Annotated in this window: 16 protein-coding genes and 1 pseudogene; 11 read left to right on the top strand and 6 right to left on the bottom strand. The window is 71.0% G+C overall.

Annotation, left to right across the window (positions count from 1 at the left end; genetic code table 11):
* Nucleotides 1-22: 22 nt before the first annotated feature.
* Complete coding sequence (gene glgP / locus ACFVH0_RS08140) at nucleotides 23-2,629, bottom strand: alpha-glucan family phosphorylase (protein WP_385818757.1); 2,607 nt, start codon at nucleotides 2,627-2,629, stop codon at nucleotides 23-25.
* Nucleotides 2,630-3,222: 593 nt separating this feature from the next.
* Here glgP and ACFVH0_RS08135 point away from each other — a divergent pair.
* The 5 genes from ACFVH0_RS08135 (at nucleotide 3,223) to ACFVH0_RS08115 (ending at nucleotide 11,703) form a co-directional block, all read left to right on the top strand.
* Nucleotides 3,223-5,271 (top strand): alpha-1,4-glucan--maltose-1-phosphate maltosyltransferase, encoded by a 2,049-nt coding sequence (locus ACFVH0_RS08135; RefSeq protein WP_385818755.1) that lies wholly within the window; start codon nucleotides 3,223-3,225, stop codon nucleotides 5,269-5,271.
* Nucleotides 5,268-6,974 carry a maltose alpha-D-glucosyltransferase gene (gene treS / locus ACFVH0_RS08130; RefSeq protein ID WP_385818753.1) on the top strand — a complete coding sequence of 569 codons (1,707 nt, stop codon included), beginning with the start codon at nucleotides 5,268-5,270 and terminating at the stop codon, nucleotides 6,972-6,974. Before ACFVH0_RS08135 ends, treS begins: the two co-directional genes overlap by 4 nt.
* A gap of 238 nt (nucleotides 6,975-7,212) precedes the next feature.
* Entirely contained in the window at nucleotides 7,213-8,616 is a 1,404-nt protein-coding gene (locus ACFVH0_RS08125) for a maltokinase (RefSeq protein WP_385818751.1), read from the top strand.
* 108 nt (nucleotides 8,617-8,724) lie between these two features.
* Nucleotides 8,725-11,166, top strand: a complete 2,442-nt coding sequence (glgB, locus tag ACFVH0_RS08120; RefSeq protein WP_385818750.1) for a 1,4-alpha-glucan branching enzyme — start codon at nucleotides 8,725-8,727, stop codon at nucleotides 11,164-11,166.
* Between the two features lie 186 nt (nucleotides 11,167-11,352).
* The gene (locus ACFVH0_RS08115; RefSeq protein WP_385818748.1) at nucleotides 11,353-11,703 is read left to right on the top strand and encodes a beta/gamma crystallin domain-containing protein; all 351 of its coding nucleotides are present in this window, start codon (nucleotides 11,353-11,355) and stop codon (nucleotides 11,701-11,703) included.
* A 42-nt stretch (nucleotides 11,704-11,745) separates the two neighbouring features.
* Here the strand turns inward: ACFVH0_RS08115 and trxA are convergent, their stop codons facing one another.
* The 3 genes from trxA to ACFVH0_RS08100 form a co-directional block, all read right to left on the bottom strand.
* On the bottom strand, nucleotides 11,746-12,087 hold the full coding sequence (trxA, locus tag ACFVH0_RS08110; protein ID WP_385818747.1) for a thioredoxin: 342 nt from the start codon (nucleotides 12,085-12,087) through the stop codon (nucleotides 11,746-11,748).
* Nucleotides 12,088-12,090: 3 nt separating this feature from the next.
* Entirely contained in the window at nucleotides 12,091-12,495 is a 405-nt protein-coding gene (locus tag ACFVH0_RS08105; RefSeq protein WP_351260055.1) for a MerR family transcriptional regulator, read from the bottom strand.
* 95 nt (nucleotides 12,496-12,590) lie between these two features.
* Nucleotides 12,591-13,949: a cation:dicarboxylate symporter family transporter gene (locus ACFVH0_RS08100; protein WP_385818745.1), complete on the bottom strand. Its 1,359-nt coding sequence runs from the start codon at nucleotides 13,947-13,949 to the stop codon at nucleotides 12,591-12,593.
* A gap of 164 nt (nucleotides 13,950-14,113) precedes the next feature.
* On the opposite strand from ACFVH0_RS08100, the pseudogene ACFVH0_RS08095 reads away from it, so the two are divergent.
* From ACFVH0_RS08095 to ACFVH0_RS08085, 3 genes and pseudogenes are all read left to right on the top strand, one after another.
* Nucleotides 14,114-15,736: pseudogene (locus ACFVH0_RS08095) on the top strand (ATP-binding protein); the annotation flags it as partial.
* 461 nt (nucleotides 15,737-16,197) lie between these two features.
* Nucleotides 16,198-16,872, top strand: a complete 675-nt coding sequence (locus tag ACFVH0_RS08090; protein WP_385818743.1) for a response regulator — start codon at nucleotides 16,198-16,200, stop codon at nucleotides 16,870-16,872.
* Between the two features lie 158 nt (nucleotides 16,873-17,030).
* Entirely contained in the window at nucleotides 17,031-17,669 is a 639-nt protein-coding gene (locus ACFVH0_RS08085) for an XRE family transcriptional regulator (protein ID WP_385818833.1), read from the top strand.
* Nucleotides 17,670-17,694: 25 nt separating this feature from the next.
* On the opposite strand, the gene ACFVH0_RS08080 is transcribed toward ACFVH0_RS08085, so the two are convergent.
* Both ACFVH0_RS08080 and ACFVH0_RS08075 read right to left on the bottom strand, forming a co-directional pair.
* Nucleotides 17,695-18,648 carry a helix-turn-helix domain-containing protein gene (locus ACFVH0_RS08080; protein ID WP_385818741.1) on the bottom strand — a complete coding sequence of 318 codons (954 nt, stop codon included), beginning with the start codon at nucleotides 18,646-18,648 and terminating at the stop codon, nucleotides 17,695-17,697.
* Nucleotides 18,649-18,946: 298 nt separating this feature from the next.
* Nucleotides 18,947-19,972 (bottom strand): ATP-dependent 6-phosphofructokinase, encoded by a 1,026-nt coding sequence (locus tag ACFVH0_RS08075; protein WP_385818739.1) that lies wholly within the window; start codon nucleotides 19,970-19,972, stop codon nucleotides 18,947-18,949.
* 219 nt (nucleotides 19,973-20,191) lie between these two features.
* Between ACFVH0_RS08075 and pta the strand changes: the two genes are divergently transcribed.
* From pta to pyk, 3 genes are all read left to right on the top strand, one after another.
* Nucleotides 20,192-22,264 (top strand): phosphate acetyltransferase, encoded by a 2,073-nt coding sequence (gene pta / locus ACFVH0_RS08070; RefSeq protein ID WP_385818738.1) that lies wholly within the window; start codon nucleotides 20,192-20,194, stop codon nucleotides 22,262-22,264.
* Nucleotides 22,265-22,269: 5 nt separating this feature from the next.
* The gene (locus tag ACFVH0_RS08065; RefSeq protein ID WP_385818736.1) at nucleotides 22,270-23,541 is read left to right on the top strand and encodes an acetate kinase; all 1,272 of its coding nucleotides are present in this window, start codon (nucleotides 22,270-22,272) and stop codon (nucleotides 23,539-23,541) included.
* 74 nt (nucleotides 23,542-23,615) lie between these two features.
* Entirely contained in the window at nucleotides 23,616-25,046 is a 1,431-nt protein-coding gene (pyk, locus tag ACFVH0_RS08060; protein WP_385818734.1) for a pyruvate kinase, read from the top strand.
* The last annotated feature ends 115 nt before the right edge of the window (nucleotides 25,047-25,161 follow it).

Here is a 25,161-nt window from a genome sequence, read left to right as displayed (position 1 = left end):
CGGTTCCGTTTCCGGCGGGCGCTCAGCGCATCAGCACACCCGCGCCGTCCACGGCCGCCTCCGCGGGCAGCGTCACCAGGCCGAGTTCCGCCCCGGTCGCCAGCAGCGGATGGGCCGGCAGCACCCGCACCGTGTAGCCGTACGGGCCCGTGCGGTCGAGGGCGAGCGGACCCTCGTAGAGCCAGCGGCCCTCCAGGTCCTGGCCCCCGGCCGGCTTCAGCGGAAAGACCTGGGCGTCCGAGATCCCGTCGGCGGCGTCCACCCGCCCGGCCACCGCCTGCACCTCCACGTCGTCCGGCTCCAGCGCCCCCAGGGCGACCCTGACCCGGAGCAGCAGCGTCGAACCCAGCTCGGCCGAGCCGTCCGCCGCGGTGGGCGCCACGGCCTCCACATGGTCGACGGCCACCCGCGGCCAGGCGGCCCGGACCCGGGCCTTCCAGTCGGCGAGCCGGCGCGCCGTCCCCGGGTCCAGTGCACGCCCGGCCTGCGCGGCGGGCGCGTACAGCCGCTCCACGTACTCCCCCACCATCCGCGCGGCCAGCACCTTGGGGCCGAGCGATCCGAGCGTGCGGCGGACCATCTCGATCCAGCGCTCCGGAAGTCCTTCCTCGCCGCCCCGGTCGTAGAAGCGCGGCGCGATCCGGTCCTCGATCAGCTCGTAGAGCGCGGCCGCCTCCAGATCGTCCCGGCGGTCCTCGTCCAGTGCCAGACCGTCGGCGGTCGGGATCGCCCAGCCGAAGTCCGGCTCGAACCACTCGTCCCACCAGCCGTCGAGCACCGAGAGGTTGAGGCAGCCGTTGAGCGCGGCCTTCATCCCGCTCGTACCGCAGGCCTCCAGCGGACGCAGCGGATTGTTCAGCCATACGTCGCAGCCCGGGTAGAGCTTCTGCGCCATGGCCATCCCGTAGTCCGGCAGGAACACGATGCGGTGGCGCACCCGGGGGTCGTCGGAGAACCGCACCAGCTCCTGCACCAGCCGCTTCCCGCCGTCGTCGGCGGGGTGGGCCTTGCCGGCCACGACGATCTGGACCGGCCGGTCCGGGTGGAGCAGCAGTTCCCGCAGCCGGTCGCGGTCGCGCAGCATCAGCGTCAGCCGCTTGTACGAGGGGACGCGCCGGGCGAAGCCGATCGTCAGCACGTCCGGGTCGAGCACGCCGTCGATCCAGCCGAGTTCGGCCGGCTCCGCGCCCCGGGCCCGCCAGGAGGCGTGCAGCCGTTCGCGCACCTCGGTGACCAGTTGTCCGCGCAGGGACCGCCGCAGCTCCCACAGCTCGCGGTCGGGGACCTCGGCGGCGGAGTCCCAGCGTCCGGGTGTGCCGCCGTAGCGATTGCGCAGCCGGAAGACCTCGGGCGCGACCCAGGTGGGTGCGTGGACGCCGTTGGTCACCGAGGTGATCGGCACCTCGGCCGGGTCGAAGCCCGGCCACAGCCCGGCGAACATCTCCCGGCTGACCGAGCCGTGCAGGGTGGAGACCCCGTTGGCCCGCTGTGCGAGCCGCAGCCCCATCACCGCCATGTTGAAGAGGCCGGGCTCGCCGCCGGGGTAGGTCTCCATGCCCAGTTGCAGGATGCGTTCGACGCCCACGCCGGGGAGTTCGCCGTCGTCGCCGAAGTGCCGGGCGACCAGTTCGCGGTCGAAGCGGTCGATCCCGGCGGGCACCGGGGTGTGGGTGGTGAAGACGGTGCCGGCCCGGACGGACTCCAACGCGGAGTCGAAGTCCAGTCCGGTGCCGGAGAGTTCCCGGATGCGTTCGAGTCCGAGGAAGCCGGCGTGCCCCTCGTTGGTGTGGAACACCTCGGGTTCCGGGTGTCCGGTGAGACGGCAGTAGGTGCGCACGGCGCGCACCCCGCCGATGCCCAGGAGCATCTCCTGGAGCAGCCGGTGCTCGCTACCGCCGCCGTACAGCCGGTCGGTCACCTCGCGTTCGCCCGGCGCGTTCTCCTCCACGTCGGAGTCGAGCATCAGCAGCGGTACCCGGCCGACCCGGGCCTGCCAGATGTGGGCGTGCAGCGAACGGCCGCCGGGCAGGGCCAGCACCACCCGGCTCGGGGTGCCGTCGGCCTCGCGCACCAGGGTGACCGGGAGCTCGTTCGGGTCGAGCACCGGGTAGTGCTCCTGCTGCCAGCCGTCGCGCGACAGGCTCTGCCGGAAGTAGCCGTGCCGGTAGAGCAGGCCGACCCCGATGAGGGGTACGCCGAGGTCGCTGGCGGCCTTGAGGTGGTCCCCGGCGAGGATGCCGAGCCCGCCGGAGTACTGGGGCAGGGCGGCGGTCACCCCGAACTCGGGTGAGAAGTAGGCGATGGCGGCCGGGAGTTCCGCGCCCAGCTCCAGCTGTTCCTGGTACCACCTGGGGCCGTCCAGGTAGTACCGCAGGTCCTGGGACGCCTCGGTCAGCCGGTGCAGGAACTGCTCGTCCCGGGCCAGCTCGGCGAGCCGGCCCGCGGACACGGCACCGAGCAGCCGCACCGGGTCGCACTCCGCCGCCTCCCGGATCTCCGGGTCGACGGCCTGGAACAGCTCACGGGTCTCGGTGTGCCAGGACCAGCGCAGATTGCGGGCGAGGTCGCTGAGCGGTTGAAGGGGATCGGGGAGGACGGGACGCACGGTGAATCGACGAATGGCCTTCACGTGTTCCACCTTTGCAGGGGACGTGCGGATCCGAGGGGACGTACCTCGGTGCGTCCCTCACGCCCGTTCCGGCACATCGGCCACACAGGTAATGGCTGATTCCCTTCCCCCATTCGGTCTTGTGGCACTCCGCACCAGAGGGAAAGCTGCCCAGTGGCGTCCGGAGGGGCACCGGCAGGCCCGGGAACACGGGTCGATGTCCGACGCGAACAGGTCGCCAAAGAAACGCCCGAGTATTTTACGAACCACTGGATTGGCCCACCGAGAATCGCGGGAAGGCTTCTCCGGTAGGCGGCCCGGATGCGCACCGGGTGCCTTATGAACGATGCCCGGACGCAGCATGAATGCGAGGCATCCATGAGCCGGTTTTCATCCGGTTCACATCCACGAAACATACCCGTGCCCCGGCCATTCGACTGCCATTCGAGTGAATGCGGACAGGAGCGGCCATGCCCACACACCGTCAGCCGTCAATTGAGCAGCTAGAAAGGACGGACTCCATCGGTCGCGGTGCGCGTATTTCGCCCTCCGCCGCTGCGCCGCGCCCCGCTCGGTCCCCGTCCCGCCCCCAGTCCCCGTCCCCAGGTGATTCCATGATCGGTCGCATTCCCGTCCTCGACGTCCGTCCCCTCGTCGACTGCGGCAGAAGGCCCGCCAAGGCCGTTGTCGGTGAGACCTTCCAGGTCACCGCGACCGTCTTCCGCGAGGGCCATGACGCCGTCGCCGCCAATGTGGTCCTGATGGACCCGGGCGGGCGCCCCGGTCCCTGGACACCGATGCGCGAGCTGGCCCCCGGCACCGACCGCTGGGGCGCCGATGTCACGCCGGATTCGGAGGGCCGCTGGACGTATACGGTCGAGGCCTGGAGCGATCCGGTCGCCACCTGGCGGCAGCACGCCGGGATCAAGATTCCGGCGGGGATCGACACCGCGCTCGTCCTGGCGGAGGGTGCCGGTCTCCACGAGCGGGCCGCCGGCGGCGTACCCAAGCGGGACGGGCGCGAGGCGGTGCTGGCCGCCGTGGACGCGCTGCGCGACGAGTCCCGGCCGGCCGCCGCCCGGCTGGCCGCGGCGCTCACCCCCGAGGCACTGGCCGCGCTCGCCCGGCATCCGCTGCGCGAACTGGTCAGCGCGTCCCGGCCGCTGCCGCTGGTGGTGGAGCGCCGACGGGCCCTGTTCGGCTCCTGGTACGAGCTGTTCCCGCGCTCGGAGGGCGCCAGGGTCGAGCAGGCCGGGCCGCCCGCGAAGCGCGGGGGCGGGGCGGGGAAGGGGGCGAAGGCGGCGAAGGCCCCGGTGAGGATCGTCTCCGGCACCTTCCGCACGGCCGCCGAACGGCTGCCCGCGGTCGCCGCGATGGGCTTCGACGTGGTCTATCTGCCGCCCGTCCACCCGATCGGGACCACCCACCGCAAGGGCCCCGACAACTCCCTCTCCGCCGCCCCGCACGACGTGGGGGTGCCGTGGGCGATCGGCTCGGCCGAGGGCGGTCACGACGCCGTCCACCCCGCTCTCGGCACCCTCGACGACTTCGATCATTTCGTTGCGACCGCCCGCAAGCTGCGCATGGAGATCGCTCTCGATTTCGCGCTGCAGTGCTCTCCGGACCACCCCTGGGTGGAGAAGCACCCGGAATGGTTCCACCTCCGAGCGGACGGCACGATCGCCTATGCCGAGAATCCGCCGAAGAAATACCAGGACATCTATCCGATCGCCTTCGACAAGGATCTGAGCGGACTGGTCGCCGAGTCGGTGCGCATTCTGCGGTTCTGGATGGATCACGGCGTACGGATCTTCCGCGTGGACAATCCGCACACCAAGCCGGTGATCTTCTGGGAGAAGGTGATCGCGGACATCAACCGGACCGATCCCGATGTGATCTTCCTGGCCGAGGCATTCACCCGGCCCGCGATGATGAAGACGCTCGCGGCCATCGGATTCCAGCAGTCCTACACGTATTTCACCTGGCGCAACACCCGGCAGGAAATCACCGAATACGTCACGGAGCTGTCGGGCGAAACCGCCTCCTACATGCGGCCCAACTTCTTCGTGAACACCCCGGACATCCTGTCCGGATATCTCCAGGACGGAGGCCGCCCGGCCTTCGAGGCGCGGGCCGTGCTCGCCGCGACGCTCTCCCCGGCCTGGGGTGTGTACGCGGGCTACGAGCTGTGCGAGAACACCCCGGTCCGGCCCGGCAGTGAGGAGTACCTCGACTCGGAGAAGTACCGGATCAGGCCCAGGGACTGGGAGTCGGCCGAGCGCGAGGGCCGTTCGCTGGCCCCGCTCATCACCACGCTCAACCGCATCCGGCGCCGCCACCCGGCGTTGCAGCAACTGCGCGACGTGCACTTCCACTCCACCGACAACGACGCGCTGATCGCATACAGCAAACGTTCGGGTTCGAACATCGTTCTGGTGGTCGTCAACCTCGACCCGCACCACACCCACGAGGCCACGGTCTCGTTGGACATGCCGCGACTCGGCCTCGACCGGCACGATCGCGTGCCGGTGCGCGACGAGCTCACCGGCGATACCTATCACTGGGGCAGGACCTTCTATGTGCGCCTAGAGCCGGGCGTCACGCCCGCGCACGTCGTGGTCCTGCGACCGTCCCCGCCGACCGGAGGGTCACCCACACCATGATCGTCAATGAGCCTGTCCACGACACGTTCGAGGACACCCCGGCCAAGGACCGCGATCCCGACTGGTTCAAGCGCGCCGTCTTCTACGAGGTCCTCGTCAGGTCCTTCCAGGACTCCAACGGCGACGGAATCGGCGACCTCAAGGGCATCACCGCCAAACTGGACTATCTCCAGTGGCTGGGCGTCGACTGTCTCTGGCTGCCGCCGTTCTTCAAGTCGCCGCTGCGCGACGGGGGTTACGACGTCTCCGACTACACCGCCGTACTGCCCGAGTTCGGTGATCTGGCCGACTTCGTGGAGTTCGTCGACGCCGCGCACCAGCGCGGGATGCGCGTGATCATCGACTTCGTCATGAACCACACGAGCGATCAGCACGACTGGTTCCAGCAGTCCCGCACCGACCCCGAGGGGCCGTACGGCGACTACTACGTCTGGGCCGACGACGACAAGCAGTTCCCGGACGCCCGGATCATCTTCGTGGACACGGAGACGTCCAACTGGACCTTCGACCCGGTGCGCAAGCAGTACTACTGGCACCGGTTCTTCTCCCACCAGCCCGATCTCAACTACGAGAACCCGGCGGTGCAGGAGGAGATCATCTCCGCGCTCCGGTTCTGGCTGGACCTCGGCATCGACGGCTTCCGGGTGGACGCCGTGCCGTACCTCTACCAGCGGGAGGGCACCAACTGCGAGAACCTCCCCGAGACCCACGACTTCCTCAAGCGGGTCCGCAAGGAGATCGACGCGCACTACCCGGACACCGTGCTGCTCGCCGAGGCCAACCAGTGGCCGGAGGACGTCGTCGACTACTTCGGCGATTACCAGGCCGGCGGCGACGAGTGCCACATGGCGTTCCACTTCCCCGTGATGCCGCGGATCTTCATGGCGGTGCGGCGCGAGAGCCGCTACCCGGTCTCGGAAATCCTGGCGAAGACACCGGCGATCCCGGCGAACTGCCAGTGGGGCATCTTCCTGCGCAACCACGACGAGCTGACCCTCGAAATGGTCACGGACGAAGAGCGCGACTACATGTACGCGGAGTACGCCAAGGACCCGCGGATGCGGGCCAACATCGGCATCCGGCGGCGGCTCGCACCGTTGCTGGACAACGACCGCAACCAGATCGAGCTGTTCACCGCGCTGCTGCTGTCACTGCCCGGCTCGCCGATCCTCTACTACGGGGACGAGATCGGGATGGGCGACAACATCTGGCTCGGTGACCGGGACGCGGTGCGCACCCCGATGCAGTGGACGCCCGACCGGAACGCCGGGTTCTCCTCCAGCGACCCGGGGCGGCTCTACCTCCCCACGATCATGGATCCGGTCTACGGCTACCAGGTCACCAACGTCGAGGCGGCGATGGCCTCCCCGTCGTCGCTGCTGCACTGGACCCGGCGGATGATCGAGATCCGCAAGCAGAACCCGGCGTTCGGTCTCGGCTCGTTCAGCGAACTGCCGTCGTCGAACCCGGCCGTGCTCGCCTTCACCCGTGAGCACGGCGACGATCTCGTGCTGTGCGTGCACAACTTCTCGCGGTTCGCGCAGCCGACGGAGCTCGATCTGCGGTCGTTCGAGGGGCGTCATCCGGTGGAGCTGATCGGCGGGGTGCGCTTCCCCGCCATCGGCAAGTGGCCCTACCTGCTGACTCTCGCGGGACACGGTTTCTACTGGTTCCGGCTGCGCAAGGACGCGCCGCCGAGCTGACCGGACAGCACGTCGTACCACCAACCGCGGGGCGGTTTCCGCCGCCCCGCACGGGGCACCCTCCCCCACATCGCACACGTACGGCCCTTTCCGGGCCCCATCTGGCGTTTCGATCCCATCGAGTCGAGTCCGTACGGACCATCCTGACCCGACACGTCCCGCACAGCCGGACAGCTATTGCCGCAATCCGGGACACTCTTCGCATCCTGTGGTGTGCCCGGGGAAAGGACGCGATGCCATGTCGGAGGCTGCATCCATTCGGGTCGCCATGGCCGACAGCCCAGCCCTGCTCCCGTCTCTCGCCCCACTGCTGCACGAATGGCTGCCCCGGCAGCGGTGGTTCGCGGGCAAGGGACGGCCGGTCACCGCGTTCTCGCTGGTGTCGGCGACCGAGATACTGCCGGTGGGCACCGGTTCCGTCGCCGCCGGAACCGGAACCGGGCTGCTCCATCTGCTGGTCCGGGTCCATCAGCCGGCCACCCCCGCGCAGTCGCCGGACGACTGCTACCAACTGCTGCTCGGCGTAAGGGCGGTGCTGCCGCCCCGGCTGGCGTCCGCGCTCATCGGCCGGGTGACCGAGGGGCCGCTGGCCGGGCGCACCGTCTACGAGGCACTGCGCGATCCTCGCCTGGCCGAACTTCTGCTGGAACGATTCCGTACCCCCGGAACCCTGGGCGCCCTGCGCTTCGACCGGAGCGGCCCGGCCATCGCGGCGGGCCTCGCGCCGCGGGTGCTCGACACCGAGCAGTCCAACACCTCGCTCGTCTACGGCGACGCGTACATCCTCAAGATCTTCCGCCGGATCTTCCCGGGCACCAACCCCGATCTGGAGCTGCCGCTCGCGCTGGCCCGGGAGGGCTGCGGGCGGGTGCCCGCCCCCGTCGCCTGGTTCGAGGCCGCCACCGCCGCGGAGCCGCTCACCCTCGGCGTCCTCCAGCCGTTCCTGAGCGGTGCGCAGGACGGCTGGCAGCTCGCCCTGCGCGCCCTGGCCGACGGCCGGGACTTCACCGACGAGGCCCACGCGCTGGGCCGGGCCACCGCCGAGGTGCACACCGCGCTGGCCGCCGCCCTGCCGACGCCCGCCCTGCACCGCGCCCAGACCGAGCACCTGGCCGCCGCGATGGTGCACCGGCTGGAGGCCGCCGCCCAGGCGGTACCGGCACTCGTGCCGTACGTCCCCGGGCTGCGCACCGCCTTCGACGCGGTGGCCGCGCTGGGGCACCGGGGGCGCGACTGGGCGGCCCAGCGGGTGCACGGCGATCTCCATCTCGGCCAGACGCTCCGCGCGGCCGACGGTTTCTGGTCACTGATCGACTTCGAGGGCGAACCGGCCAGACCGCTGCCCGAACGCCGCCGGCCGCAGCTCCCGGTGCGCGACATCGCCGGGATGCTCCGCTCCTTCGACTACGCGGCCCGCTCGCACCGCCCGTGGAACGCCGACTGGGCGGCCCGCTGCCGGACCGCCTACTGCGAGGGGTACGCCCGCGCGGCGGGCGCCGACCCGCGCGGCGAACCGGAGCTGCTGCGCGCCCACGAGACCGACAAGGCGGTGTACGAGGTGCTGTACGAGGCACGGCACCGGCCCGACTGGCTGCCGGTCCCGATGGCCGCGATCCACCGCCTGGCCGCCGCCGACGACTGACGACCCGGACGCCGCAGCCCGCTCGCGGTCCGGTGACCGCCGAACCCGCCCCCCCGCCCGGCTCCGCCCCGTTCCGCTCCGCCGACCCCCTCCGAGGAGGCTGTCCCCGTGACCGCCCGCAAGCCGTCCCGCAAAACGCCCGCTCCCACCGAGGCCCCACAAGTCCTGCCACCGGCACCCGACGGGACGGCGGCCCCGGCGTCACCGGCCGAGGCAGTGGCGGTGGTGGCACCCCCACCGGAACCGGAGCCGGAACCGGAAGCGATCACTCCGGCCGGCCGCGGGAAGCCGGCCGCCGCGCGGGCCGGCGCCGCGCCGCGTCCCCGCCGCAACGCCGCCGCCCGGGGCGTACGGCAGGCGCATCCCCTGGACGACGGCGACCGGGGCCGGCTGCTCGCCGGTGAGCACCACGCCCCGCACGACCTGCTCGGCGCCCACCCGGTCCGCGGCGGGGTGACCTTCCGGGTGCTGCGCCCGTACGCCCGGTCGGTGACCGTGCTCGCCAAGGGGCTGCGGGCCCAACTGCACGACGACGGCGACGGGTTCTTCTCCGGGCTGCTGCCGATGCCCGCGCTGCCCGAGTACCGGCTGCTGGTCGCGTACGACGACAACGAGATCGAGGTGCAGGACCCGTACCGCTTCCTGCCGGCGCTCGGCGATCTCGATCTGCATCTGATCGGCGAGGGGCGGCACGAGGAGCTGTGGACCGCCCTCGGCGCGCAGCCCATGGAACACCAGGGGGTGGCGGGCACCCGGTTCACCGTGTGGGCGCCCAACGCCCGCGGGGTGCGGGTCGTCGGGGACTTCAACTACTGGGACGGCACCGGCTTCCCGATGCGCTCGCTCGGCTCCACCGGGGTGTGGGAGCTGTTCCTGCCCGCGATCGGGGAGGGCGCGCTCTACAAGTTCGACGTCTGCCGCCCGGACGGCTCGCACACGCTGCGCGCCGACCCGATGGCCCGCTACGCCGAGGTGCCGCCCGCCAACGCCTCGATCGTGACGGCCTCGCACCACCGGTGGCAGGACCAGGAGTGGATGGCGCACCGCGGGGACGTCCCGGTGCACGAGGCGCCGGTCTCGGTGTACGAGGTGCATCTGCCGTCCTGGCGACCGGGACTGACCTACCGTCAGCTTGCCGCGCAACTCCCGCCGTACGTAAGGGATCTCGGGTTCACCCACGTCGAGCTGATGCCGGTCTCCGAGCATCCCTTCGGCGGTTCCTGGGGGTATCAGGTCACCGGCTTCTACGCCCCGACGTCCCGCATGGGCACGCCCGACGACTTCCGGTTCCTCGTCGACTCCCTGCACCGTGCCGGGATCGGGGTGATCGTCGACTGGGTACCGGCGCACTTCCCGCGCGACGACTGGGCGCTGGCGGAGTTCGACGGCCGTCCGCTGTACGAGCACTCGGATCCGTCGCGGGCGGCGCATCCCGACTGGGGCACCCTGGAGTTCGACTTCGGGCGCACCGAGGTCCGCAACTTCCTTGTGGCCAACGCCACTTACTGGTGCGAGGAGTTCCACATCGACGGGCTGCGGGTGGATGCCGTCGCCTCGATGCTCTATCTCGACTACTCGCGCAAGGAGGGCGAGTGGTCCCCGAACGAGCACGGCGGCCGGGAGAACCTGGACGCCGTCGCGTTCCTCCAGGAGATGAACGCCACCGTCTACCGCCGCAACCCCGGTGTGGTGACCATCGCCGAGGAGTCCACCGCCTGGGACGGCGTCACCCGCGCCACCCACCATGCCGGTCCCGGCGGTTTCGGGGGCCTCGGCTTCGGGCTGAAGTGGAACATGGGCTGGATGCACGACTCGCTGGAGTACGTGTCGAAGGAGCCGGTGCACCGCAAGTACCACCACAACGAGATGACCTTCTCGATGGTGTACGCGTACAGCGAGAACTACGTCCTGCCGATCTCGCACGACGAGGTGGTGCACGGCAAGCGGTCACTGGTCTCCAAGATGCCCGGCGACTGGTGGCAGCAGCGCGCCAACCACCGCGCCTACCTCGGCTTCATGTGGGCCCACCCGGGCAAGCAACTGCTGTTCATGGGCCAGGAGTTCGCACAGGGGGCGGAGTGGTCGGAGGGCCACGGCCCGGACTGGTGGCTGCTCGACCCCTCGTACGCGGCGGAGAGCGACCACCGGGGCGTGCGCACCCTGGTGGGCGACCTGAACGCGGTGTACGCCCAGTCCCCCGCGCTCTGGCAGCGCGACACCGTGCCGGAGGGCTTCGACTGGGTGGACGGGGGCGCCGCCGAGGACAATGTCTTCGCCTTCCTGCGCTACGACGCGCACGGCTCGCCGCTCCTCGCCGTCAGCAACTTCTCCCCGGTGGTGCGGCACGACTACCGGGTGGGCGTACCGGACGTGCCCGGTGACCGGGTCGCCTGGGCGGAGGTCCTGAACACCGACGCCGCCCGGTACGGCGGCAGCGACGTACTGCACCGCGGGCCGCTGAAGCCCGAACCGGTGGCCGCGCACGGCCGCCCCGGCAGCATCCTGCTGACGCTGCCGCCGCTGGCGACGGTCTGGTTCAAGCCGGTGTGAGCCCGAAATCGCAGGCTCGTGGCCGATTCTTTTTCCCAATGTCCATGACCCTGGCATTCACGTTCAGGTGATTCCTCTCCGGCGCCCTCCTGAATCGATGACCCACTTCGTACGATGCTTTTTCAGCGCCGATGTCCGCATCGGCGAAGTGGGCTCTTGGTTCCATATTCGATTCAAGGGGAAACTATGATCTCAAGAACGAGGAACGTTGTGCGCACGATGGCCGCGGCGCTCGCCGCAGCCGCCGCGTTCACCCTGGCCGGGCCGGTCGGAACCGCCTCCGCCATCGACCATGTCACCTGCGACCCGGACGCGGGCTTCCTGAAGATCTGGTCGCACAACGGCGGGCGTGACAGCGTGGACTGCTATGCGAATCGCGGGAAAATCGACTTCGGCGGGTGGTGGGTCGACCAGATCTCCACGGGAAACAACGACGTGAAGTACTACGACGCCAACGGCGACGTGGTGAAGATCGCCCGGAATTCGAATATCAAGTATTCGAACGTACCGAAGGTCAATGCCATCGAAATCCTGTAGGGATTTCGTCCGGGGACGTTCCGAAGTCCCGGTGCGCCCGCCTCACGCCGTCTCGAAGACCTCCTCCAGCTCCTGGAGGAGCTTGCGCTTGGGGCGGGCGCCCACCATCGACTTCACGGGTTCGCCGCCCCGGAACACCATCAGGGTCGGTGCGGAGAGGACCGCGTACCGGCTCGCGATGCCGGGATTCGTGTCGATGTCCAGCTGGACGACCTCCATGCGCCCGGTCAGCTCGGTGGCCACGGCGCTGAGCACGGGGGCGAGCTGACGGCACGGGCCGCACCAGTCGGCGGTGAACTCGACGAGCACCGGGCCGTCCGCCGCGAGCACCTCGGTGTCGAAGGTGGCGTCGGTGACCTCGGCCACGCCCTCTGCATGAATCATCTGTCATCCTCCCAGTTCACAACGTGGTTCCGGACCGCCGGGGAGTGCCGCCCCGGCCTCCAGCTCGGCCCTGGCGAGCTGCGCGCCCACCTCGGCACGGACCGTCCGGAGCTGTTCGATGAGCGAGTCGAGCTCGCCGAGCTTGCGCCGGTAGACGGCGAGCGAGGCGGGGCAGGCGTCACCGGCCGGGTGGCCGGCCCGCAGGCACTCGACGAACGGCCGGGTCTCCTCCAGTTCGAACCCGAAGTCCTGAAGGGTGCGGATCTGCTGGACGAGGCGCAGATCGTCCTCGTCGTACGCGCGGTAGCCGTTGTCGGCCCGCCGCGCGGGCAGCAGTCCGCGGGACTCGTAGTAGCGCAGAGTCCGCGTGGTCGTCCCGGCCCGTTCGGCCAGCTCCCCGATTCGCATGTCCTCGACGGTAGACCTTGACGCGGACGTCAAGGCAAGCGCGAAGGGCCGCCGCGGGAGTTCCCGCGGCGGCCCGTTTCCGGTGCCCGGTGTGGTTACGCCTTCGCCACCGCGTGCTGCTCGTCGCCGTCGCGCGGCTCCGGGACGCCGTGCACGTCGGCGTCCTGGTTGAGCATCTGCTCGTTCCACGGGAGCGCACCGGAGAGCACCTTGTCCACCCGCTCCTTGTCGATCTCCTTGGTCCAGGTGCCGACCAGGACGGTGGCGACCGCGTTGCCCGCGAAGTTGGTCATGGCGCGGGCCTCGCTCATGAAGCGGTCGATGCCGACGATCAGGCCGACGCCGTCGACCAGGCCGGGGCGGTGCGACTGGAGACCGCCCGCGAGGGTGGCCAGGCCGGCGCCGGTGACTCCGGCGGCCCCCTTCGAGGCGACGATCATGAAGAGCAGCAGCGAGATCTGCTCACCGGCGCTCAGCGGGTCGCCCATCGCGTTGGCGATGAAGAGCGAGGACATCGTGAGGTAGATCGCGGTGCCGTCGAGGTTGAAGGAGTAGCCGGTCGGCACGGTGATGCCGACGACCGGCCGGCTGACCCCGAGGTGCTCCATCTTCGCGATGAGCCGGGGCAGCGCGGACTCGGAGGAGGAGGTGGAGAGGATCAGCAGGAACTCGCGGCCCAGGTACTTCAGCAGCGCGATCAGGTTGACCCCGGCGACCAGCCGCAGGATGGCGCCGAGCACCACGAAGACGAAGATCGCGCAGGTGAGGTAGAAGCCGATCATGATGATCGCGAGGGACTTCAGCGCGTCCACGCCGGTCTCGCCGACCACCGCCGCCATCGCGCCGAACGCGCCGACCGGGGCCGCCCACATGATCATGGCGAGGATACGGAAGACGAGGCGCTGGATGTGGCCGATGCCGCGCAGCACCGGCTCGCCGGCCGAGCCCATGGCCTGGAGCGCGAAGCCCGCGAGCAGTGCGACGAGCAGGGTCTGGAGCACCTCGCCCTCGGTGAAGGCGGAGACGATCGTGGTCGGGATGATGCCGAGCAGGAAGTCGGTGGTGGACTCGCTCGCCCCGGCGGCCTGCTTCTCACCGGCGGCACGTACCGCCTCGGTGAGGTGGAGGCCCTGGCCGGGCTCCAGGAGGTTGCCGACGAGCAGGCCGATGGCGAGCGCGACGGTCGACATCACCAGGAAGTAGCCGAGGGCGAGGCCGCCGACCGCGCCGACCTTGGCGGCCTTGCGCACCGATCCGACGCCCAGCACGATCGTGCAGAAGATGATGGGCGAGATCATCATCTTGATCAGGTTCACGAAGCCGGTGCCGATCGGCTTGAGCTCGACGGCGACGCCCGGGGCCGCGAAGCCCACCAGGATGCCGAGCCCCACGGCCGCGATCACGGCCAGATACAGATAGTGCGTGCGGTCCCGCTTGGCGGCTGCCACTCCCACGGGGTTCTCCTCGGATCGTCCGGTCACTCCCCCGTCCCTGGGGGTGCAAGGGCTGCCGGCGGATGGGAGCCGGAAAAACCCTTGGCGAATATCTCGCTCCCTGTGACGCCGGTCACCGTTACGTGCATTTCGTTCATCGGATTTCGGCCAGGCAGACTGTGGCCATGCGTCTTCCCCGCCCCCGTACCCGCCCGCGCAGCCTGGCCGGTCAGCTGTTCACCATGCAGGTGGTGCTGGTGGCGGCCGTGGTGGCGGGGTGCGCGTTCTTCGCGTACGTCTCCGGCAGCGAGCAGGCGAAGGAGACCGCGGCCCGGCAGGTCAGGGCGGCCGCCCTGGCGATCGCCGGCTCTCCGTCGGTACGGGAGGCGATCGGCACCGCGGACCCGTCCGCGGTGCTCCAGCCGTACGCGGAGCGGGTCCGCAGGGACACCGGGATCACCTTCGTCACGATCATGTCCCCGGAGCGGGTCCGCTGGACGCACCCGCACTCCGACCGGATCGGCGAGCAGTTCCTCGGGCACACCGCGCGGGCGCTGCGCGGCGAGACGTTCACCGAGACGTACACCGGCACGCTCGGCCCCTCGATCCGGGTCGTCACACCGGTCCGGGACGGCTCCAGGATCATCGGCCTGGTCAGCGCGGGCATCACCGTCGAGCGGGTCTCCTCGCAGGTGCGGGCGCAGCTCGGGGCGCTGGGGCTGGCGGCGGGCGGGGCGCTCGCCCTCGGCGGCATCGGCACGTATGTGATCAACGCCCGGCTGCGGCGCCACACCCACGGGATGAACGCCGCCGAGCTGAGCCGGATGCACGACTACCACCAGGCCACGCTGCACGCGGTGCGCGAGGGGCTGCTGATGCTCGACGGGCGGCGCAGGATCGCGCTGATCAACGACGCGGGCCGGGAGCTGCTCGGTCTGGGGCCGGGTGCGGTGGGACGCAGGGTCGCCGAGCTGGATCTGCCGGCGCCGCTGACCGGTGCGCTGCTCGCCTCCGAGGAGCGGGTCGACGAACTGCATCTGACGGCGGACCGGGTGATCGTGGTCAACACCCGTCCGGTGGTGGGCGGGGAGCAGCGCGGCACCGTCGTGACGCTGCGCGATCACACGGAACTCCAGGCTCTGTCCGGCGAGTTGGACTCCGAGCGGGGGTTCACCCAGGCCTTGCGCTCGCAGGCCCACGAGGCGGCGAACCGGCTGCACACCGTCGTCTCGCTGATCGAACTGGGCCGGGCCGACGAGGCGGTGGGCTTCGCCACCGCCGAGCTGGAACTGGCCCAGACGCTGACCGACCGGGTGGTGGGGGCGGTCGCCGAACCGGTGCTGGCCGCACTGCTGCTCGGCAAGGCGGCACAGGCGAACGAACGGGGGGTGGAGCTGGTGCTCGCGGAGGACAGCCTGATCGACGACGGGGATCTGCCCGCGACGCTGCCGCACCGGGACCTGGTGACGATCCTCGGCAATCTGATCGACAACGCGGTGGACGCGGCCTCGGAGGCGGTGACCGGTGCGCCGGGGCCCGGGTCCGTGCCCGCCCAGCGGGGAGCGGGCGGCGGCCGGGCCGCCCGCGCCCGGGTCACCGTCACCGCGCTGGCCGGGGAGGGCGAACTGCTGCTGCGGGTCGCCGACACCGGTGCCGGGATCGGCCCGCAGGACGCCGCCGCGGTCTTCGACCGCGGCTGGTCGACGCACGGCACCGGCCGGGGGATCGGCCTGGCCCTCGTCAAGCAGGCGGTGCACCGCAACGGCGGCACGGTCACCCTGGACGGCGGCACGGACGGCGATACGAAGTCCGGCCCGGGCGGCGATACGGACAGCGGCACGGAGACCGGCACGGGCGGCGGCACGGACAGCGGCACGGAGACCGGCCCGGCCGGCGGCACGGACAGCGGCACGGAGACCGGCCCGGCCGGCGGCACAGACGGCGGCACGGAGACCAGCCCGGGCGGCGGCACAGACGGCGGCACGGAGACCAGCCCGGCCGGCGGCACAGACGGCGGCACGGAGACCAGCCCGGGCGGCGGCACGGACAGCGGCACGGACAGCGGCACGAAGACCGGCACGGGCAGCGGCACAGACGGCAGCACGGACAGCGGCACGAAGACCGGCACGGGCAGCGGCACAGACGGCAGCACGGACAGCGGCACGGAGACCGGCACGGCCGGTGGCACGGGCGGCGGCGCGCGGTTCACGGTGCGGCTGCCGCTGGGCGTCGCCGGGCGCGCGGCACACACCACGAAGGAGGCCACGGCATGATCCAGGTGCTGGTCGTCGAGGACGATCCCGTCGCCGCGGACGCCCATCGACTGTACGTGGGCCGCGTTCCCGGATTCACGGTGGCGGCCGTCGCGCATTCGCGGGCGCAGGCGGTGCGGGCGCTGGACCGTACCCCGGTCGATCTGCTGCTCCTGGATCTGTACCTGCCCGACGGGCACGGTCTGCAACTGCTGCGTTCGCTGCGGGCGGCCGGGCACTCGGCGGATGTCATCGCGGTGACGTCGGCGCGCGATCTGGCGGTGGTCCGGGAGGGGGTGTCGCTCGGGGTCGTCCAGTACGTGCTGAAGCCGTTCACCTTCGCCACCCTGCGCGACCGGCTGGTGCGCTACGCGGAGTTCCGTGCGGCGGCCGGTGAGGCGAGCGGCCAGGACGAGGTGGACCGGGCGCTCGGCGTACTGCGCGCCCCGCAGCCGGCCCAGCTGCCGAAGGGGCTCAGCAGCCCGACGCTGGAGGCCGTCACCCGAGCCCTGCGGGCCGCCCCGGCCGGGGTGACGGCGTCGGCGGCCGGCGAGGAGCTGGGCATCTCGCGGATCACCGCACGCCGCTATCTGGAGCACCTGGTGACGGTGGGGCGCGCGGTGCGCAGTCCGCAGTACGGCCAGATCGGCCGCCCGGAGCTGTACTACCGGTGGGTGACCCAGAACCGCTGAATCCGTACGGCCCGTGCCCCTTAGGACGTTCCTACGATCCGTGGATATCGGTGGAACACACCGTAGTCATTCCATGCCTTGACTCCTACGGTGGGCCCGTGCACCCGTCCCCGCCGTTCAACGCCCCCGCCGCGCGCCGACTGCGCGAGGCCCTGGGGATGCTTCCCGGCCACGTCGCCTACGGTCTCGGGGCCCAGTACGGGCTCCGGGTCGGCACCGGGACGGTCATCGCCTGGGAGCGCGGGCTCGCCTCGCCGACCGAGTACGAACTCACCGCGCTGGCAGGTGTGTTGTGGTGCTCTCCGGCCGAACTCCTCACCGCCGCACGCACCCTGCGGGAGCACCGGGTGGCCAGGGAGCTGGCCGTGGAGGAGCTGGCGCGGCTGCTGGGGCTGACCACCTCCGCGTATCTGCGGATGGAGGAGTCGGGGCGCTGGCGCGGCAACGAACGCCAGTCCGCGGCGCTGGCCGAGGTGCTGGAACTGACGCCCGCCGGGTTCGTGACGGTGTCCGGCCGGGACGAGGAGCTGGCGGAGCTGCTGCGCGGCGCGGTGACCACGCGCTGGCAGGCCCAGCTGCGGCCGGTGGCGAAGCTGGTGCCGCTGGAACGCGGCTTCCTCCAGGACGTGCTGGAACAACTGCACACCGACTACCAGGCGCTGATGGTGTCGACGCTGAGCTGGAGCAGCACGGGTACGGAGCGGGCCGGGACCACGGGCGACGCGGGGCGGGCGTTCCTGGCGGAGATCCTGGAACGGTTCTGGCGGGCGGCGGGAGTGCGGGGGCCGGACGGCTGAGCCGCCCGGCCTCCCGCGTACGCGCTCAGCCGCCGGCCCTCTCCTCGGTCACCGGGTCGAAGGAGAACAGGCTTCCCCGGTCCGCTCCGTCGCAGCTCGTCTGCACCAGCTTTGCACCGCTCTCCTTGCTGTTCCCCTCGGCGCCGACGCACAGGCGGGTGTGGGCCGGACGGATGCGGTACCCCTCGACGGGCCGGCCGACGGGCTCGATCAGGAACTCCTCCGCGTCGCCACGCTTGCCGCACCCCTGGTCCTGCAAGCCGGCTCCGGCATCCCTCATCCCGTCCCAGACTCCGGTGCAGCCCAGGTCGTAGTCCGGGTGATCGGTCACGATCCGCCAGGCGTCGCCGTCCAGCGGCTTGAGGGAGAAACTCGGGATCGTCTCCCGCTCACAGGGCACCTGGTACAGCCGCCCGCTGTCGCTGCCCCGCTTCTCGGAGAGGCATAACCCGGAGTGCACGGACCGGATCTGCACCGTACGCCCGGCCACGGGCCCGCTCACGGGGGTGGCCTTGCCCTCGTCGTCCCGTACGAGGAGGGTGACGGTCACCGCGGCGGCGGCGAGCACGACGAGCCCGACGGCGGCGGCCAGAACGGTCCTGGACCGGCGCCGGCCGGTCGGGGCCGGTCCGGGCAGCGGGACGGTGGGCGGCCCGGACGAGTGCCCGGCGGTCGCCTCCGGTGCCGCCCCGGACGCCTCCACCGTCCCGGACGCCTCCACCGTCCCGGCCCGCTCCCCGTGCACGGCGAGTTCCTTGCGTACGGCGAGCCAGTCGGCCACCTGCGCGGGCCCGCAGCCGCAGGCCCGTACGAAGGCGGCGAGCAGTTCCTCGCGCGGGACCGACGTACGCCCCAGCATGTTGGCGATCGTGGAGCGCGGCAGCACGTCCCCGACCGCTTCGGCCCGCTGGGCGAGTTCGCGGAACGTCAGACCCGACGCGTCCTTGAGCACCCGCAACAGGGCGATGAACTCGGGCACGGTGCGCGCCTCACGAGGATCCGGAGCTCTGCCCTCGACGACCATCTGTTGTGCCTCTCCCCTGGATTCCGCGCCCGGACAAGGTTGGGACATGTCCCGGACAGGGACAAGCCTTGTTGATCCGGTCCGCGGGCTCAAGAGTTGTTTCCGGCACCGCGGCCCGTCCGGATCCGACCATCCGGAACGGTTCCCGGGCGCCGGGGGAACGGCAAGCGGCCCTGACCGTCCACGGGGGGACAGTCAGGGCCGCCGGGTCGCCACCCCTGCGCCGCCGCCGCGCGGCCAGGGCCGGCCGGGGTCAGAAGACCGACTCGGCCTCGTCCATCCGGTTCTTGGGCACCGTCTTGAGCTGTGTGATCGCGTCGGCAAGCGGAACCATCTCGATGTCGGTGCCGCGCAGCGCCGTCATCCTGCCGAAGTCGCCCCGGTGCGCCGCCTCCACCGCGTGCCAGCCGAAGCGGGTGGCGAGCACCCGGTCGTACGCGGTCGGCGTGCCGCCCCGCTGCACATGGCCGAGAATGACCGGCCGGGCCTCCTTGCCGAGCCGGGTCTCCAGCTCGATGGCCAGCCGGTTGCCGATGCCCTGGAAGCGCTCGTGGCCGAACTGGTCGATCTCGCCCTTGGCGTACGGCATGGAGCCCTCCGCCGGGTGCGCGCCCTCGGCCACGCAGATGACCGCGAACTTCTTGCCGCGTGCGAAGCGCTCCTCGACCATCTTCACCAGGTCCTCGACCTGGAAGCGGCGCTCGGGGAGGCAGATGCCGTGCGCGCCGCCCGCCATTCCGGACTCCAGCGCGATCCAGCCCGCGTGCCGGCCCATCACCTCGACGACCATGACCCGCTGGTGCGATTCGGCGGTGGTCTTGAGACGGTCTATGGCGTCGGTGGCGACACCCACCGCGGTGTCGAAGCCGAAGGTCCGGTCGGTGGCGGAGATGTCGTTGTCGATGGTCTTGGGGACGCCGACGACGGGCATTCCGGCGTCCGCCAGCATCCGGGCGGCGGTGAGGGTGCCCTCGCCGCCGATCGGGATGAGGGCGTCCATGCCGTAACGGCGGCTCAGCTCGGCGCAGTTCTCGGCGGCCTCGCGCAGCCGGTCGCGCTCCAGCCGGGCGGAGCCGAGAATGGTGCCGCCGCGGGCGAGGATGCCGCTGACCGCGTTGAGGTCGAGGGGGCGGAAGTGGCCGTCGAGGAGGCCCTTGAACCCGTCCTCGAAGCCGATGACTTCATCGCCGTGGCCCACCACGGCGCGGTGCACGACCGACCGGATCACTGCGTTCAGACCTGGGCAGTCGCCGCCTGCGGTGAGAATTCCGATGCGCATCGTGCCTTGTCTCCTGCTCGCTAGTGCCGTGCATTTCGGGGGACGTCCACAGAATCCCCCGTACCGTGAGCCACGACGATTGTCCCATGCCAGGTCCGGACCTGGTGCTCCCCCGTCGTCCCGGTAGGGGGCTCCGCCCGGCGGGCGACGCCTCGGCCCCCGCGGGTATCGTCAACATGGCAATACCATCCCAAACCGAAATCGAACGGGAGAACACGCGTGACGCGCAGCGTGTACGTGACCGGGATCGACCGGGGAGACGGCCGGCAGGTCGTCGATCTGGGAGTCATGGAGCTCCTGACGCGTCAGGTGGACCGGGTCGGAGTGTTCCGGCCGCTCGTCCACGACGGACCCGATCGGCTGTTCGAACTGCTGCGGGCCCGCTACCGGCTCTCCCAGGACCCCGCGTCGGCGTACGGGCTGGACTACCACGAGGCGTCCGCGCTCCAGGCGGAACAGGGCACGGACGAGCTGGTCTCCCGGCTGGTCGACCGGTTCCACCAGGTGGCCCGGAAGTACGAGGTGGTGCTGGTGCTCGGCACCGACTTCGCCGCCACCCAGCTCCCCGACGAGCTGGCGCTCAACGCGCGACTGGCCAATGAGTTCGGCGCCTCGGTGATCGCGGTGGTCGGCGGCAAGGGGGAGACCTCGGAGTCGGTGCGGGCCGAGACCCGCAATGCCTACCGCGCGTACGCCGGGCTGGGCTGCGACGTGGTCGCGATGATCGTGAACCGGGTGGCGGCCGAGGACCGCGACGCCATCGCGGAGCGGCTGACGGCCACGCTGCCCGTCATCTGTTCGGTCCTGCCGGACGACGCGGCGCTCTCCGCGCCGACCGTCGCCCAGATCACCGCGGCGCTCGGCGGCACGGTGCTGCTCGGCGACGACTCCGGGCTGGCGAGGGACGCGCTGGACTTCGTCTTCGGCGGCGCGATGCTGCCGAACATGCTGAACGCGCTGACGCCGGGCTGCCTGGTGGTCACGCCCGGGGACCGGGCGGACCTGGTGGTCGGCTCGCTGGCCGCGCACAGCGCCGGGACGCCGCCCATCGCGGGTGTGCTGCTGACCCTGGACGAGCGACCCGGCGAGGAGATACTCAGGCTGGCCGCGCGACTCGCACCGGGCACCCCGGTCGTGTCGGTGGCCGACGGCTCCTTCCCCACCGCGGCCCGGCTCTTCGCCCTGGAGGGCAAGCTGAACGCCGCGACACCCCGCAAGGCGGAGACCGCGCTGGGCCTCTTCGAGCGCCATGTGGACACCGGTGCCCTGCTGGACCGGATCTCGGTGGCCCGCAGCGGCCGCGTCACCCCGATGATGTTCGAGCACGAACTGCTGGAGCAGGCCCGTGCCGACCGTCGCCGGGTGGTCCTGCCGGAGGGCACCGAGGAGCGGGTGCTGCGCGCCGCCGACGTACTGATGCGCCGCGGCGTCTGCGAGCTCACCCTGCTCGGCGACCCCGACGTCATCCGCAAGAAGGCCGCCGACCTCGGCATCGATCTCGCCACCACGCAGCTCATCGACCCGCAGACCTCCGAGCTGCGCCAGACCTTCGCCGAGCGGTACGCGCAACTGCGGGCCCACCGCGGGATCACGGTGGAGCTGGCGTACGACGTGGTCGCGGACGTCAACTACTTCGGCACCCTGATGGTCCAGGAGGGGTTCGCGGACGGCATGGTCTCCGGGGCCGTGCACTCCACCGCGGCGACGATCCGCCCGGCTTTCGAGATCATCAAGACGAAGCCGGACGCCTCGATCGTCTCCTCCGTCTTCTTCATGTGCCTCGCCGACAAGGTGCTGGTGTACGGCGACTGCGCGGTCAACCCGGACCCGGACGCGGAGCAGCTCGCCGACATCGCCGTCCAGTCGGCGGCCACCGCCGCCCGGTTCGGGGTGGAGCCGAGGATCGCGATGCTGTCGTACTCGACGGGGACCTCGGGCTCGGGCGCCGATGTCGACAAGGTGCGCGCGGCGACCGACCGGGTCCGCGGGAGCAGGCCGGACCTCAGGATCGAGGGCCCGATCCAGTACGACGCCGCGGTGGAGCCGAGCGTCGCCGCGACGAAGCTGCCCGGCTCCGAGGTGGCGGGCCAGGCGACGGTGCTGATCTTCCCGGACCTGAACACCGGCAACAACACCTACAAGGCCGTGCAGCGCTCGGCCGGCGCGGTGGCCGTCGGACCGGTGCTCCAGGGGCTGCGGAAGCCCGTCAACGACCTGTCCCGCGGCGCGCTCGTCCAGGACATCGTCAATACCGTGGCCATCACGGCGATCCAGGCGCAGGGCAAGGAGTGAACCGGATGACCACCCCGACCACAGCGGGTTCCAGCAGGCCGGACGCGTACCGCGTGCTGATCCTCAACTCCGGCTCCTCGTCGGTGAAGTACCAGCTGCTGGACATGAGCGACCGCACCCGGCTCGCGGTGGGGCTGGTCGAGCGGATCGGCGAGGAGACCTCCCGTCTGGTGCACACCCCGCTGGTCGGCGGCGGCGCCGAGCAGCGCGAGCGCATCGGCCCGATCGCCGACCACGAGGCGGCCCTGAAGGCCGCGGCGGCGGAGCTGGCGGCCGACGGGCTGGGCCTGGACTCCCCGCAGCTGGCGGCGATCGGCCACCGGGTGGTGCACGGCGGGCTGCGGTTCACCGAGCCCGTGGTGATCGACGACGAGGTGCTGAAGGAGATCGAGCGCCTGGTCCCGGTGGCCCCGCTGCACAATCCGGCGAACGTCACCGGCATCCTCACGGCACGGGCCCTGCGGCCGGACCTTCCGCAGGTGGCGGTCTTCGACACGGCCTTCCACACGACGATGCCGGAGTACGCGGCGCGGTACGCGATCGACACCGAGACCGCCGACGCGCACCGCATCCGGCGCTACGGATTCCACGGCACCTCGCACGCGTACGTCTCCCGCAAGACCGCCGAGCTGCTGGGACGCACCCCCGAGGAGGTCAATGTCATCGTGCTGCACCTGGGCAACGGCGCCTCGGCGTCGGCGGTGGCCGGCGGCCGGTGCGTGGAGACCTCGATGGGGCTGACCCCTCTGGAGGGGCTGGTGATGGGCACCCGCTCCGGGGACATCGATCCGGCCGTCACCTTCCATCTGATGCGCGTCGCGGGGATGTCGGCGGACGAGGTCGACGAACTGCTCAACAAGAAGAGCGGCCTGGCCGGGCTCTGCGGCGACAACGACATGCGGGAGATCCGGCGCCGGATCGACGAGGGCGACGAGCGTGCGGCGCTGGCGTTCGACATCTATGTGCACCGGCTGAAGAAGTACATCGGCGCCTATTCGGCGGTCCTCGGCCGGGTGGACGCCGTGGCGTTCACGGCGGGGGTCGGGGAGAACTCGGCACCGGTGCGGGAGGCTGCCATCGCCGGTCTGGAGGAGCTCGGCCTGGCGGTGGACGCGGATCTGAACGCCGTACGGTCCGGCGAGCCCCGGCTGATCTCGCCGGACTACGCGCGGGTCGCGGTGGCCGTGGTGCCGACCGACGAGGAGCTGGAGATCGCCGTGCAGACCTTCGCGCTCGTCGGACGGGCCCACGACCCCGTCGGACAGGCCCACAACTGAGCACCCCCGCGCCCCTTTGTACCTTCCGCCAGACGGAATATTCCGTAGCGAAACAAACCGATAGGATCCGTCTCATGCGCCGTTCCAAAATCGTCTGCACACTCGGTCCCGCCGTCGACTCCCATGAGCAGCTCGTCGCTCTGATCGAGGCCGGCATGAGCGTGGCCCGCTTCAACTTCAGTCACGGCAGCCACGAGGAGCACCAGGGTCGTTACGACCGGGTCCGCAGGGCCGCCGCCGAGACCGGCCGGGCGATCGGTGTGCTCGCCGACCTCCAGGGCCCCAAGATCCGTCTGGCGAAGTTCGCCGAGGGCCCCGTCGAGCTGGTCCGCGGGGACGAGTTCACCATCACCGCCGAGGACGTCCCCGGCGACAAGTCGATCTGCGGCACGACCTACAAGGGTCTGCCCGGCGACGTCGCCAAGGGCGACCCGATCCTGATCAACGACGGCAACGTCGAGCTGAAGGTCGTCGCGGTCGAGGGCCCCCGTGTGAAGACCATCGTCATCGAGGGCGGTGTCATCTCCGACCACAAGGGCATCAACCTGCCCGGCGCGGCGGTCAACGTCCCGGCCCTGTCCGAGAAGGACGTCGACGACCTGCGGTTCGCCCTGCGGATGGGCTGCGACCTGGTGGCGCTGTCCTTCGTGCGGGACGCGAACGACGTCAAGGACGTCCACAAGGTGATGGACGAGGAGGGCCGCCGGGTTCCCGTCATCGCCAAGGTCGAGAAGCCGCAGGCCGTCGAGCACATGGAGGGCGTCGTCATGGCGTTCGACGGTGTGATGGTCGCCCGCGGCGACCTGGCCGTCGAGTACCCCCTGGAGAAGGTCCCGATGGTGCAGAAGCGCCTGGTGGAGCTCTGCCGGCGGAACGCCAAGCCGGTGATCGTCGCGACCCAGATGATGGAGTCGATGATCACCAACTCGCGGCCGACCCGCGCCGAGGCGTCCGACGTCGCCAACGCGATCCTGGACGGCGCGGACGCGGTCATGCTGTCGGCCGAGTCCAGCGTGGGCGCGTACCCGATCGAGACGGTCAAGACGATGTCGAAGATCGTCGTGGCCGCCGAGGAGGAGCTGCTCTCCAAGGGCCTGCAGCCGCTGGTGCCGGGCAAGAAGCCCCGCACCCAGGGCGGTTCGGTGGCCCGTGCGGCCTGCGAGATCGCGGACTTCCTGAACGGCAAGGCGCTGGTCGCCTTCACCAAGTCCGGTGACACGGCCCGCCGGCTCTCCCGCTACCGCGCGGCCCAGCCCATCCTGGCCTTCACCACGGACGAGTCCACCCGCAACCAGCTCGCCCTGAGCTGGGGCGTCGAGGCCCACGTCGTGCCGCACGTGGACAACACCGACGCGATGGTCGACCTGGTCGACGGCGAGCTGCTGAAGCTCGGCCGCTACAACGAGGGCGACACCATGGTCATCACGGCCGGCTCGCCCCCCGGCATCCCCGGCACCACCAACATGGTCCGGGTGCACCACGTCGGCGGCGGCAGCCGCGACTGACGCACCCGTCACCCCCGTCACCCGGGAAACGACCGTGGGCCGCACTCCTGAGGAGTGCGGCCCACGGCCCTGTGCGGCTCCCGAACGGGACCGTGCCGGCCCGGGTCTTTCGTCT

Source organism: Streptomyces sp. NPDC127117 (assembly GCF_042677325.1).
In the GTDB taxonomy this organism is placed as follows: domain Bacteria; phylum Actinomycetota; class Actinomycetes; order Streptomycetales; family Streptomycetaceae; genus Streptomyces.
Note: the sequence above shows the minus strand (reverse complement) of the source record. Positions and strands in the feature narration are given on the sequence as shown.